Here is a 13,107-nt window from a genome sequence, read left to right on the forward strand (position 1 = left end):
ATTTTGTACACTGCACGGCGTTACGCCGCTTGGCTACGCCCTCTGGGATTCAACGCCCGGACGCGCGCCATGCCCTTCATCGACTTCACCCTGTTCGCCCATAACCCGAACAACGTCACCTACGTCTTCGGTCCGACGCACAACGTCTCGTTCGGCGGCGCCCTGGCGGCGGGCGACATCAACGGCGATGGCTATCAGGACCTGATTGTCGGCTCCGCAACCGCCAACGGCCAAGGCTACGGCCGGGCCTATGTGCTGTTCGGCGGCCCCGCCTTCGCGACCAACGCCCGGGTGCTGACCGCGCCGAATGGTACCGACGGCTTCATGATCCAGGGGTCATACGACTACAAGTTCGGCCATGCGGTGGCCTCCGCGGGCGACATCAACAACGACGGCTTCGACGACCTGATGGTCGCCACAAACTCAGCGTCCGGAACAGTGACGGTCCTCTACGGAAAGGGGTCGGGCTTCGGCGCCCAGGTGAACGTGAGCCTGGGCCAGCCCGTCACCGGCGGCATTGTTCTTACGGGCCTCACGCCCAACTGGTCGAGCGCTGTGGCGCTATCGTCAGCCGGGGACGTCAACAACGATGGCTTCGACGACATGATCGTCGGGGTCGCCAACTACAATGCCGCCTTCGTGGTGTTCGGGGGCGCCAGTCTGCCACCTTCCATCGACCTCTCGAACCTGGATGGGACCAACGGCTTCATGGTGACCGGCGGCGCCTTCGCGGGGACCTCGGTCGCCCGGGCCGGGGATGTCAACGGTGATGGGTTCGACGACGTCATCTTCGGCGCGCCCTATGCCGGCGCACCCTATGGCGGCGAGGCCTATGTCATCTACGGCAAGGCCTCCGGTTTCGACGCCAGCCTCGACACAGCCGACCTCGACGGGCCCAACGGGTTCACCATCCGGGGCGGCGGTTCGATCGTTCGGGCCGGTCAGGACGTAGAGCTGGCGGGCGACATCAACGGCGATGGCTTCGACGACCTGATCGTCAGCGACCACCGCTTTGCGGGCTACCCCGGCCACGGGCAGGTCTTCGTGATTTTCGGCCAGGCGGGCGGTTTCGACGCTGACATCAACCTCTCCGCCCTGGACGGGACAAACGGCTTCCGGCTGGCGGGCGACGGCGGCAGGGCTTTGGGCTTCAGGGTCACGGCGGGCGATATCAATGGCGACGGCCTGGCGGACCTGATCGCGCTCGGTTGGAACGGCGTGCACGACAGCGAGGTCAACGTGCTGTTCGGGCGCTCCACCGGCTTCTCAGCCAGCGAGACCCTGGCCGGCGGCGCCGGCTTCGAGATCGTCGACGGCGGTTCGCCCGGCGCCTGGCCGGCGGTGACCACCATGGACCTTAACGGCGACGGCCTGAGCGACCTCATCTACGGCCTGCCGCACCAGGGCGCCTACGGGCCCCAACAGGGCGTGGTCTTCGTCGTCTGGGGCCGGGCGTTCCGAACCGGCGCGAACGGCGGAACGACCATGGCCGGCACCGCCTTTGACGACGGTCTGACCGGCGGGACCGGGGACGACCTGCTGGAGGGCCTGGATGGCGCCGACCAGCTGTTCGCGAGTCTGGGCTCCGATGAGCTGATCGGCGGCGCCGGCAACGACCTGCTGGACGGCGGCGGCGGGGCCGACGAGATGGCCGGCGGAACCGGCAACGACACCTATGTGGTGGACGACATCGGCGACACGATCACCGAGCTCACCGGCCAAGGGACAGAACGGGTCCGGGCCAGCGTCACCTTCACCCTGGCGGCCGAGGTCGAGAACCTTCAGCTGACCGGGACGGACAACATCAACGGCACGGGCAACGGCCTGAACAACCAGATCGACGGCAACAGCGGCGACAACACCCTGTCCGGCGGGGGCGGGAACGACATCATCCGCGGCGCCGCCGGCCTGGACGCGCTGGGCGGCGAAGACGGCGCCGACCAGCTGCTGGGCGGAGATGGCAACGACGAGCTCTACGGCGGGGACGCCAACGACATCCTGCAGGGTGGAGCGGACAGTGACACCCTCTATGGCGGCGCCGGGGTCGACAACCTCGATGGCGGGACAGGGACCGACATCCTCTATGGCGAGGCGGGCGCAGACCAGCTGCAGGGCGGTGATGGGGACGACCAGCTGTTCGGCGGGGCCGATAACGATGTGCTGCGCGGCGGGGCCGGCAACGACGCGCTCTCCGGCGGGACGGGCGACGATACCTATTTGGTCGATGACGCTTCCGACGCGCTGGTCGAGTTGGCCGCGGAGGGCAACGATATCGTCCGGGCCTCGGTCACCTGGACCCTGGGCGCCAACCTCGAGCGGCTGATCCTGGAAGGCGGGAGCGATCTGGACGGGACCGGCAATGCCCTGGCCAACCAGATCACCGGCAACGCCGGGGCCAACATCCTCGACGGGGCCGACGGCGTCGATATCCTCAACGGGGGGCTGGGCAATGACACCCTGATCGGTGGCCTGGGCGCCGACACCCTGACCGGCGGCGGCGGCGCTGACACGTTCATGGTCCGCCAGGAGTCGGTATTCACCAGCTCCAACCCCGGCGGCCGGGTTATCGAAACCGACAACGTCAGCGACTACGTGATCGGCCAGGACCGCATCGACCTTTCAGACATCGACGCCATCTCCGCCACCGGCGGGGCCAACGACGGCTTCAGCATCGTGAGCGCCTTCAACGGCAATGCCGGTCAGCTGGTCCTCATCTTCAGCGGCGGTGTCACGACCCTCGCGCTGGACGTCGATGGCGACCGGAACGCCGACTACCGGATGCGGATCAACGGAGACGTCACCGGCGATACGGCGGGCTGGCTGCTCTAGCCTGGATCTATTCCTTCGACCGCACCTGGTTGGAGGGGTCCAGGGAACTTTGGGCCTTGCGTCGCTGGGTTTCCTCCAGCTTTCGCCAGGCCTTGCGGGTCTTGCAGACGCGCTGGCTGATGTTGCTGCCGGTCGGCACGACATCGACGCAGACGGTTTCCTTGTCGCGCTCAGCGGCCGACTTGGCGGGCGCCTCCGTCGTGGCCGGCTCGCTGGCGAACAACGCAAGCGTCAGGACTAAAGATGTTAGCATGACCGTCCTCCCCTTGAGCGATCATCGTCACCCGGCCCGGGGAATTGGGCAAGCCGCGGCCAAACGTCTGTGGACAATCACGGCGTCGCGACTTTCCAGCGAGATGATTCGCAGCGACCCTCGCAGGCCATGACCGCGCCCGTCCCCCTGCCGACCGTGACCGCTCCGCCGCCCGTCGACGCGGCCCATCCCGAGCGCCAGTACCTCGGCCTGCTGGCCGACATCATGACCAACGGCGTGCAGCGTGGCGACCGCACCGGCACCGGCACGCTTGGCGTCTTCGGCCGGCAGATCCGCTTCGACTTGGCCCAGGGCTTCCCCCTGCTGACCACCAAGAAGCTGCACCTGCGGTCGATCATCGTCGAATTGCTGTGGTTCCTGCGCGGCGAGACCAACATTCGCTACCTCAAGGACCACGGCGTCAGCATCTGGGACGAATGGGCCAACGCCGAGGGGGATCTGGGTCCAGTCTATGGCAAGCAGTGGCGGTCCTGGACCGCGCCGGACGGCCGGGTGATCGACCAGATCGCCGCGGTGGTCGAGGCGATCCGCAGCAAGCCCAACAGCCGCCGCCACATCGTCAGCGCCTGGAACCCGGCCGATGTCGAGGACATGGCCCTGCCGCCCTGCCACTGCCTGTTCCAGTTCTTCGTGGCCGACGGCAAGCTGAGCTGCCAGCTCTACCAGCGCAGCGCCGACGTCTTTCTGGGCGTGCCGTTCAACATCGCCAGCTACGCCCTGCTGACCATGATGGTCGCCAAGGTCACCGGCCTTGAGCCCGGCGAGTTCGTCCACACCTTCGGCGACGCCCACCTCTACCTGAACCACCTGGACCAGGCGAAGGAACAGCTGCGGCGCGAGCCCCATCCCTTCCCCACCATGACCATCGCTGACAAGACCGACCTGTTCGGCTTCGAACTGGCCGATTTCGTGGTCGAGGGCTACCAGGCCCACCCGTCGATCAAGGCGCCGATCGCGGTCTGATCGACCGGGTCCACCTCCCCCGCTTTTTGGGCATGCCGCCGGCCTGGGCCTCTCCTAGGCTCACGGCATGACCAGATACTTCGCCGTCCTCGCAGCCGCCGTCCTTGTGGCGGCGCCCGCCTCCGCCCAATCCAGCTATGCCGTGACCAACATCATGGTCTCGACGGCTGACCTCTGCATCAAGGTGTTCAAGGGGCAGGCGACCTTCGGATCCGGCCTGGACGGCCTGGGCTATGACAGCACCTCCAGCGGCGGGCGGGTGAAGCCAGTGGGCGGCGCGCTGGTCGCCGCCAGCATGGGTACGAGCAACCTCGGCGGACCCGTGCAGATGTGTGAAATCACCGCCTCCCCCGGCTTCGCCGACAAGACGCAGCTGAAGGCCGCCCTCGCCTCCCGCGCCCAGGACTACAGCCTGCCGGTCCTGGCGGCCGGGCCGATCGCGGGCGGCGGCCAGATGGAGGGCTGGGCCAACAGCAAGGGCCAGGGCCTGATCGTTCTGGTGATCACCGATCGACCAAACAACGGCAAGCCCACCACCAGCGTCTCGGTGATCTGGCGGTAGCCGTCTCCATCGATCCCACATTCGGAACAAGGCGCCGGCGACGGGACCGCCAGACCTGACCTCCGTCAAGGCGCTCTGGCGCTTGCCTGCCGACGCGGAGTAGCTTCCGCCCCATGACCATCCCCCTCGCCCTCGTCGTCGCCCGCGCCCGTAACGGAGTGATCGGCCGAGATGGCGTCCTGCCCTGGCGGCTGCGTTCGGACCTGGCCTGGTTCAAGTCCAACACCATGGGCAAGCCGATGATCATGGGCCGCAAGACCTGGGATAGTCTGCCGGTCAAACCCCTGCCCGGCCGGATGAACATCGTACTGACCCGCGACGGCAGCTTCGAGGCCCGAGGCGCCCTGGCCTTCGAGGACTTCTCCGAGGCCCTGCAGACCGCCCGCGAACAGGCCGAGGAGGACGGCGCCGGAGAGGTCTGCGTCATCGGCGGCACGGCGCTGTTCGCCATGGCCTTGCCAAAGGCCCGCCGGCTCTATCTGACCGAGGTCGAGACCGCCCCGGAGGGCGACGCCCACTTCCCGCCCTTCGACGAGGCCGCCTGGACCGAGGTCCACCGCGAGGCCCATCCGGCCGGCGAGAAGGACGACCACGCCTTCACCTTCCGCATCCTGGAGCGCCGATAGCCGCTTGCGCTGACGCGGCGGCAGGCGGTTCTATCCCTCCCAACAAACATAAGGGAGACGCCGCCGTGGACATCCAACTGGTCGCCGAGGGACTGCTTTTCCCAGAAGGCCCCATCGCCATGAACGACGGCTCGGTGATCCTCACCGAGATCAAGGGCCAGCGTCTCACCCGCATCGCCCCCGACGGGACCAAGTCCGTGGTGGCCGAGACCGGCGGCGGCCCCAACGGCGCGGCCATCGGCCCGGACGGCAAGATCTACGTCACCAATAACGGCGGCAGCTTCGAGTGGCTGGACGCCGGCGGCCTGACCATCCCCGGCCCCACTCCGCCCAGCCACGTCGGCGGCTCGATCCAGCGGGTCGATATCGCCACCGGCAAGGTCGAGACCGTCTATGAGGCCTGCGACGGCAAGCGTCTGGTCGGCCCCAACGACCTGGTCTTCGACAAGCAGGGCGGCATGTGGTTCAGCGACCACGGCTGCTCCACCCCTGAAGGCAAGAAGTTCGGCGGCCTCTACTACGCCCTGCCGGACGGCTCCAAAATCGTCCGCCACAAGGACCACATGGTCAGCCCCAACGGCGTCGGCCTCTCGCCGGATGAGAAGGTTGTCTACATGGCCGACACCATGCTCGGTCGCCTCTGGGCCTTCGACGTCAAGGCGCCGGGCGAGCTGGCCGACCCGCCACCGTTCCAGCCGGGCCGGGTGGTCTGCAACCTGCCGGGCTACCAGCTGCTCGACAGCCTGGCGGTCGAGGCCGACGGCAAGGTCTGCGTGGCGACCATCATCAACGGCGGCATCACCGCCTTCGACCCGGACGGTACGACCGAGCACTACCCCTTCCCCGACCTGCTGGTGACCAACATCTGCTTCGGTGGCCCGGACATGCGCACCGCCTGGATCACCGCCTCGGGCACCGGCAAGCTCTACAAGGCGACCTGGCCGCGACCGGGCCTGAAGCTGAACTTCAACGCCTAGCGCGGAACTCAGCTAACTTTCGCTCTCCCCCATGAAATGGGGGAGTGGATTTGGCGAGCGCTGCAAGCGAGCCAAACCGAGGGGGTCCCCACCGCCGGTTCAGGAGGAAACTCCCCCACCGCCGGCGCTGCCCCGCCTCCTGGTCCGTCGCTCACGCTCCGAACCGTCCTCCGCCCCCTCTCGGGGGCGGAGAGCGAAGCCTAGTAAAGCACCCCCATCGCCGACCGTTCGAAGCTCTTCAGCTCGTCGGTCCGGCCTTCGCGGACCTTGGTCACCCATTCGGGGTCCTGCAGCAGGGCGCGGCCGACGGCGACCATGTCGAACTCGTCCCGCTCCAGCCGCTCGATCAGCCCGTCCAGGCTGGCCGGCTGGCTGGCTTCGCCGCCGTAGGCCGCGATGAACTCGCCGCTCAGCCCCACCGAGCCGACGGTGATGGTCGGCTTGCCAGTCAGCTTCTTGGCCCAGCCGGCGAAGTTCAGGTCGCTGCCGTCGAACTCCGGCTCCCAAAACCGCCGCTGGCTGCAGTGGAAGACGTCCGCGCCGGCATCGGCCAGCGGCGACAGCCAGGCCTCCATCTCGCCCGGCGTCTGGGCCAGCTTCACCGTGAAGTCCTGCTGCTTCCACTGCGACAGCCGGATGATCACCGGATAGCCTTCGCCCACCTCGCGCCGCACCGCTTTCAGGATCTCGGCCGCGAACCGCCCCCGCTCGGGCAGGGTCGAGCCGCCCCAGCGGTCCGTCCGCAGATTGACCCCATCCCAGAAGAACTGGTCGATCAGATAGCCGTGCGCCCCATGGAGCTCGACCGCGTCGAAGCCCAGCGCCTTGGCCGCCCCCGCCGCCTTGCCGAAGGCCTGCACCGCGTCGGCGACCTCCTCGTCGCTCATCGCCTCGCCGAACTGCTTGCCGGGGCTGGAGAAGCCCGAGGGGCTATCGTAGGGCCCGGGCGGGGTCCAGACCGGATCGCGTGTCCGCACGGCGCCCACATGCCACAGCTGCGGCGCCATCGCCCCGCCGGCCGCGTGCACCGCCTCGATGACGTCCTTCCAGCCGGCCAGCTCGGCCTCGCCGTGGAAACGCGGCACGTTGGGGTCGTTCAGCGACGCCGGCCGCGCCACCCCGGTCCCCTCGGAGATGATCAGCCCGACCCCGTTCTCGGCCCGGCGGCGGTAGTAGTCGGTCACCTCTTTGGTCGTCACCCCACCCGGCGAGAAGCTGCGGGTCATCGGCGCCATGGCGATGCGGTTCTTCAGCGACATCGACCCGATCTGCAGGGGTCGGAACAGGGCATCGAGGCTCAAGGCGGCTCTCCGGTGAAAAGGTGGGCAGATTTAAACGATTGTTTGACCCAAGTCGCCAGCCAGAAAATCTATGCGGCCGGCCGGCGCGTACAGCCAGGGTGCGGCCTTGACCGCGATGGAATCCGCGCCGATGCAGGCCGATGTGACTGGCGCTCCGACCCTTCTCGAAGCCTTGCGCGGCCAGCTGGCCGGCGGCCGCCCCGCCGACGCGGTGCTGGACGGCTGGGCGACACTCGAGGCCACAGCCGCCCGCGACCCCACCGCCCTGGCCGAGGTACTGGCGGAGGCCGCCATGCTGGACGCCTCCGCCGGCCTCGCCGCCGTGGCGCCGGAGGGTTCGGTCGGCGCCGCCGTCATCTCGCCCTCCGGCCTGCTGGCCCAGGCCGATCCGCAGTTCCTGCGCTGGTTCGGCAACCCGCTGGACTCGCCCGCCTTCCGCCGCCTGATCCGCCTGGCCCAGAAGCAGGGCCAGGTGTCCGGCCTGATCGAGACGGCCGACGGCGGGGTGATCGCCGCCTGCGCGGCCACGGAGACCCACGCCCTGCGCTGGCCCCTGTCCGAGGCCAGCCGGGGCCAGCTCAAACTGCCCGGCCGGCGGGTGGCCCTGCTCGGCTTTGCGCCCTCGCGGGTTAGCGACCTAGCCGTGCGCGCCGCCCAGGCCTTCGGCTTCACTCCGCTGGAGGCCCGGCTGGCCGAGGCGCTGCTGGACGCTTCCAACCTGAACGAGGCCTCCGAACGCATCGGTGTCGGCCGTGAGACGGCGCGCGAGGCCTTGAAGAAGGCGATGCGCAAGGCCGGCGCGAAACGCAGCCCTGACCTGGTCCGTCGGATGATGGATCTGATGAGCGGCATGGCCGCCCCGGCCGGGGACGTGGAGGCCGTGCTCCGCGCCATCTTCGGCGCCACCCCGGCCGAGGCCAAGGCCGCCGCCCGCTTCGCCGAGGGCCTGACCGCCAAGGAGGTGGCCGCGGCCCTGAACGTCAAGGAGGCGACCGTCCGCGGCCAGCTGAAGGCGGTGTTCGCCAAGACCGGGGTCAACAAGGCCAAGGACCTGGTCCGCCTAACCGTCGAGGCCGGGGCCCTGACCGCCCTGACCCAGGCGTCGGAGACCGTGGTCGAGCCCGTCGATCCCGAGGGCCGGGTGCGGCTGATCACCGCCGAGGCGGGTCGCCGCGTGGCCTTCACCGACTACGGACCCAAGGGCGGGCGTCCGGTCACCGTCTTCCACGGCTATTCCACCGGCCGCATCCTGCCGCTGGAGTTCGTGGCCCGGCTGCACCGGGCCGGCTATCGGCCCATCGCGGTCCAACGGCCGGGGTTCGGCCTGACCGACACCGCTGCCGCGCCGGAGCTACAGCTGGCCACCGCCGCCTCGGACCTCGCCGCCGTCCTTACAGCCCTCAAGCTGCGCAAGACCGACGTGATGATCCGCGATGGCAGCACCGCCGCCGGCCTGGCCTTCGCCGCCCTGCATGGCGACCTCGTGGGTCACGGCATGCTGGTCAATCCCCGCCCACCCGCCAGCGTCGAACGAACCCACACCTCCCTGATCGGCTCGGTCTCGCGAACCATGCTCAAGCATCCGGAGCTGATCGCGACCTTCGGCGAGATGCTGCGTCGCCAGACCCGCAGCGACCTGCTGGCCCGCTCCATCCGCCGCTCGCTCGAGTCCGCCCCGGCCGACCGCGCCGCCATCGAGGATCCGGCGGTGATGGCCCGTATCCTGCGCGACGCCCAGGGCATGTCGGCCCGCACCAGCGTCGGCTGGGCCGCGGAGATGGCCGTCTACGCTCATGGCTGGACCTTGCCGCCGGCTATCGGCGGAGAGCGGTGGACGCTGCTGCTCTGCGATGGCCTCGGCTGGCCCCTGGACGAACAGCTGTGGCGCAGCGCCCTGCCGGGCACCCACGTCCACCGGCTGACGGACGCGGGCTTCCTGGTCTACCTGACCCACCCCGAGGTGGTGGTGGGGCTGCTGGAGGGGTAGCGGGGCCCTAGCTCAGCGAGCCCGGCCGCGCCACGGGGTGGCTGCTCGACAGCCCGCCATCGACCACCATCGCCTGGCCGTTGACGTAGGACGCGTCGTCCGACGCCAGGAACAGTGCCATCTGGGCGATTTCCACCGGCTGCCCGGCCCGGCGCAGCGGGTTCAGCTGACCAATCTTGCCTTCGCTGCCCTTGGCGCGGGCGCCGTCGAAGATCGGCTTGGTCATCCCCGTCTCGATCAGGCCCGGACAGATGGCGTTGACCCGGATGCCGGTGCCGCCCAGCTGCTGGGCCGTGGTCTGAACCATCGAGATCACTCCGGCCTTGGAGGCGCTGTAGGGCGTGCCGCCCGCCCCCGACCGCAACGCCGCGACCGACGCGGTGCAGATGATGGACCCCTTGCCCTTGGGCGCCATCACCCGGCTGGCATGCTTGATCATCATGGCCGGTCCAACGACGTTGATCCGCAGCAGATCCATGAAGCTGGCCTCGGTCAACTCCGGCAGGGTGATCCACCCGCCGGAGACGCCGGCGTTGGCGAAGGCGATGTCCAGCCCGCCATAGGTCTCCACCGCCTTGTCGACGAGAGCGCTGACCTCCGCCTCGGACCCCGCGTCGCCGGTCACCGCGATGGCCTTGCCGCCGGCCGCGACGATCTCGGCGACCGTCTCGTTGACCGCCTCGGCGCGGTCAAACGCGACCACACTGGCGCCCTCGGCGGCGAACAGCTTGGCGCTGGCCCGCCCGATCCCGCTCGCAGCCCCGGTAACGATGGCGACCTTGCCCGACAGACGACCCATGACGCTCTCCCTTTGTTTGGGGTGACCTTAGGGAGGGTCGCCCCAGATTTCAAACGGTTGTTTGAGTCTCGCTCTCCGCCCCCGAGAGGGGGCGGAGGACGGTTCGGAGCGTGAGCGACGGACCAGGAGGCGGGGCAGCGCCGGCGATCGGGGGTTAGCCCTTCACCGCTGGTGGGAACCCCCTCGGTTTGGCTCGCATGCAGCGCTCGCCAAATCCACTCCCCCATTTCATGGGGGAGAGCGAACGCCTGCCCCTACCCCAACGACGGCAGGTCCAGCCCCTTCTCCCGCGCCCAGTCGATCGCCTCGTCGTACCCCGCATCGGCGTGCCGCATCACCCCCGTCGCCGGGTCGTTCCACAGCACCCGGGCGATCCGCCGCGCCGCGTCCTCCGTGCCGTCACACACGATTACCATCCCGCTATGCTGCGAGAACCCCATCCCCACCCCGCCGCCATGATGCAGCGACACCCAGGTCGCCCCGCTGGCGGTGTTCAACAGCGCATTCAGCAGCGGCCAGTCCGACACCGCGTCCGACCCGTCCTTCATGCTCTCGGTCTCGCGGTTCGGGCTGGCCACCGACCCGCTGTCCAGGTGATCGCGCCCGATCACCACCGGCCCGATCTCGCCCCGCGCCACCATCTCGTTGAACGCCAGGCCCAGCTTGTCGCGATCCCCCAGTCCCACCCAGCAGATCCGCGCCGGCAGCCCCTGGAACTGGATCTTCTCCCCGGCCATGTCGAGCCAGCGGTGCAGGTGCTTGTTGTCCGGCAGCAGCTCTTTCACCTTCGCATCCGTCCGCCGGATATCCTCCGGATCGCCGCTCAGCGCCGCCCAGCGGAACGGCCCCACGCCCCGGCAGAACAGCGGCCGGATATAGGCCGGCACGAACCCCGGAAAGGCGAAGGCGTCGGCCACCCCCTCTTCCTTGGCCACCTGGCGGATGTTGTTGCCGTAGTCGACGGTTGGCACCCCGGCCTTGTGGAACTCCAGCATCGCCTCGACATGCCGCGCCATCGAACGCCGCGCCGCCTGCTCCACCGCCTTGGGGTCGCGCTCGCGGCGCTCGTCCCATTCCATTACCGTCCACCCGGCCGGCAGATACCCATTGACCGGGTCATGAGCGCTGGTCTGGTCGGTCACCAGATCCGGCCGTACGCCGCGCCGCACCATCTCCGGCAGCATCTCGGCGGCGTTGCCCACCACCCCGACGCTGACCGCCTTCTTCTCGGCGCAGGCCCGCTCGATGATGGTCAGCGCCTCATCGAGGTTGGCCGCCTTGACGTCCAGGTAGCCAGTCTTCAGCCGCATCTCGATCCGGCTCTCGCGGCATTCGATGGCCAGGCAGCTCGCCCCCGCCATCACAGCCGCCAGCGGCTGGGCCCCGCCCATGCCGCCCAGTCCCGCGGTCAGGATCCACCGGCCCGACAGGTCGCCGCCGTAGTGCTGGCGCCCCGCCTCCACGAAGGTCTCATAGGTGCCCTGAACGATGCCCTGGCTGCCGATGTAGATCCAGGAGCCGGCCGTCATCTGGCCGTACATCATCAGCCCCTTGCGATCGAGCTCGTGGAAATGGTCCCAGTGGGCCCAGTGGGGAACGAGGTTGGAGTTGGCCAGCAGCACGCGCGGCGCGTCCGCATGGGTGCGAAACACCCCCACGGGCTTGCCCGACTGCACCAGCAGGGTCTCGTCGGCCTCCAGCCGCTTAAGGGTCGCCACGATTCGGTCGAAGCTCTCCCAGTCCCGCGCCGCCCGGCCGATGCCGCCATAGACCACCAGCTCCTCCGGCCGCTCGGCCACCTCCGGATCGAGGTTGTTCATCAGCATCCGCATCGGCGCCTCGGTCAGCCAGGACTTGGCCGACAGCTCAAGGCCGCGCGGGCTGCGGATCAGGCGGGTGTTGTCGAGGCGGGTCATTGGGCTTTCGTCCAGTCGATCAGGTCAGTCAGCAGCCCCTTGAGCACCGCCTGCAGGGCGGCGGCGCGGTCGGGCTTCCAGGTCGGGATGTCGAGGCCGGCGGGCTCGTCCATATAGGCCCGCTGGGCGATCTCCAGCTGCAAGGCATGCACCCCGCCCTCCGGGTTGCCGTAGTGGCGGGTGATCCAGCCGCCCTTGAAACGGCCGTTGGTGACATGGCTGAAGCCGGACGCCGCCATATGCCGCTCGGCGATGCTGGTCGGTTCGACGCCGGCGCTGGCCCCGCTGTTGGTCCCCAGGTTCAACGCCGGAAGCTCGCCCTCGAACAGGCGCGCCACGTTGCTGCGGATCGAATGGGCGTCGAACAGCACCACCTTGGGATGGATCAGCCGCAGCCGGTCGATCTCCCCCTCCAGGGCGTCGTGATAGGGCGCGAAATAGCTGACCCGCCGCCGGAAGATCTCCGCCTGCCGCGGGGCGTGGCCCTCCAGATAGAGCGGCACATCGTCGAACGTCTCGGTCGGGCAGAGGCCCGTGGTCGCCTGGCCCGGATAAAGGCTCTGACCCGACGGATCGCGGTTCACATCGATGGCCGTCCGCGAGATGTCGGTCCGCACGACACTAGCCCCAATCTCGGCGGCGAACCCGAAAAGCTGCGGGATGAACCAGTCGGCGTCATGGGTGGCCAGGTCATGCGAGACGAGGTGCTCGGCGATCTCAGGGGGGATGGTGGTTCCGGCGTGCGGGATGGACACGATCAGGGGGGCGGAGCCCTGGTGGATGTGGAGCCAGGAAGTCATTGAGGTTGCGGTCCCCGCGCTACGCCAACCCGAGCCCGAGCCCCAACCCCCATCCCCGCCATCCACCCCATAT

At 68.9% G+C, this 13,107-nt stretch carries 11 protein-coding genes; 6 read left to right on the top strand and 5 right to left on the bottom strand.

Going from position 1 to position 13,107, the window contains the following annotated elements; genetic code table 11:
- Nucleotides 1-69 precede the first annotated feature (69 nt).
- Nucleotides 70-2,829, top strand: coding sequence for an FG-GAP-like repeat-containing protein (locus GVN21_RS21170; protein WP_166575082.1), 2,760 nt, complete (start codon nucleotides 70-72; stop codon nucleotides 2,827-2,829).
- A gap of 7 nt (nucleotides 2,830-2,836) precedes the next feature.
- On the opposite strand, the gene GVN21_RS12520 is transcribed toward GVN21_RS21170, so the two are convergent.
- Nucleotides 2,837-3,082 carry a hypothetical protein gene (locus tag GVN21_RS12520; protein ID WP_166575083.1) on the bottom strand — a complete coding sequence of 82 codons (246 nt, stop codon included), beginning with the start codon at nucleotides 3,080-3,082 and terminating at the stop codon, nucleotides 2,837-2,839.
- 129 nt (nucleotides 3,083-3,211) lie between these two features.
- Here GVN21_RS12520 and GVN21_RS12525 point away from each other — a divergent pair, with 129 nt between their 5' ends.
- From GVN21_RS12525 to GVN21_RS12540, 4 genes are all read left to right on the top strand, one after another.
- Entirely contained in the window at nucleotides 3,212-4,066 is an 855-nt protein-coding gene (locus GVN21_RS12525; RefSeq protein ID WP_166575084.1) for a thymidylate synthase, read from the top strand.
- A gap of 67 nt (nucleotides 4,067-4,133) precedes the next feature.
- A complete protein-coding gene (locus tag GVN21_RS12530; protein WP_166575085.1) occupies nucleotides 4,134-4,628 on the top strand; it encodes a hypothetical protein in 495 nt (164 codons plus the stop codon).
- 113 nt (nucleotides 4,629-4,741) lie between these two features.
- Nucleotides 4,742-5,254: a dihydrofolate reductase gene (locus GVN21_RS12535; protein WP_166575086.1), complete on the top strand. Its 513-nt coding sequence runs from the start codon at nucleotides 4,742-4,744 to the stop codon at nucleotides 5,252-5,254.
- A 65-nt stretch (nucleotides 5,255-5,319) separates the two neighbouring features.
- Entirely contained in the window at nucleotides 5,320-6,231 is a 912-nt protein-coding gene (locus tag GVN21_RS12540) for an SMP-30/gluconolactonase/LRE family protein (RefSeq protein WP_166575087.1), read from the top strand.
- A gap of 200 nt (nucleotides 6,232-6,431) precedes the next feature.
- On the opposite strand, the gene GVN21_RS12545 is transcribed toward GVN21_RS12540, so the two are convergent.
- A complete protein-coding gene (locus GVN21_RS12545; protein WP_166575088.1) occupies nucleotides 6,432-7,532 on the bottom strand; it encodes an NADH:flavin oxidoreductase in 1,101 nt (366 codons plus the stop codon).
- Nucleotides 7,533-7,647: 115 nt separating this feature from the next.
- On the opposite strand from GVN21_RS12545, the gene GVN21_RS12550 reads away from it, so the two are divergent.
- Nucleotides 7,648-9,519: a LuxR C-terminal-related transcriptional regulator gene (locus GVN21_RS12550; protein WP_240902915.1), complete on the top strand. Its 1,872-nt coding sequence runs from the start codon at nucleotides 7,648-7,650 to the stop codon at nucleotides 9,517-9,519.
- 7 nt (nucleotides 9,520-9,526) lie between these two features.
- On the opposite strand, the gene GVN21_RS12555 is transcribed toward GVN21_RS12550, so the two are convergent.
- The 3 genes from GVN21_RS12555 to hutG form a co-directional block, all read right to left on the bottom strand.
- The gene (locus tag GVN21_RS12555; protein WP_166575090.1) at nucleotides 9,527-10,318 is read right to left on the bottom strand and encodes an SDR family NAD(P)-dependent oxidoreductase; all 792 of its coding nucleotides are present in this window, start codon (nucleotides 10,316-10,318) and stop codon (nucleotides 9,527-9,529) included.
- Between the two features lie 254 nt (nucleotides 10,319-10,572).
- Complete coding sequence (gene hutU, locus GVN21_RS12560; protein ID WP_166575091.1) at nucleotides 10,573-12,234, bottom strand: urocanate hydratase; 1,662 nt, start codon at nucleotides 12,232-12,234, stop codon at nucleotides 10,573-10,575.
- The gene (gene hutG / locus GVN21_RS12565; RefSeq protein WP_166575092.1) at nucleotides 12,231-13,034 is read right to left on the bottom strand and encodes an N-formylglutamate deformylase; all 804 of its coding nucleotides are present in this window, start codon (nucleotides 13,032-13,034) and stop codon (nucleotides 12,231-12,233) included. Before hutG ends, hutU begins: the two co-directional genes overlap by 4 nt.
- Nucleotides 13,035-13,107: the final 73 nt, after the last annotated feature.

The sequence above is a fragment of the Caulobacter sp. SLTY genome, assembly GCF_009905535.1.
Classification (GTDB): domain Bacteria; phylum Pseudomonadota; class Alphaproteobacteria; order Caulobacterales; family Caulobacteraceae; genus Caulobacter.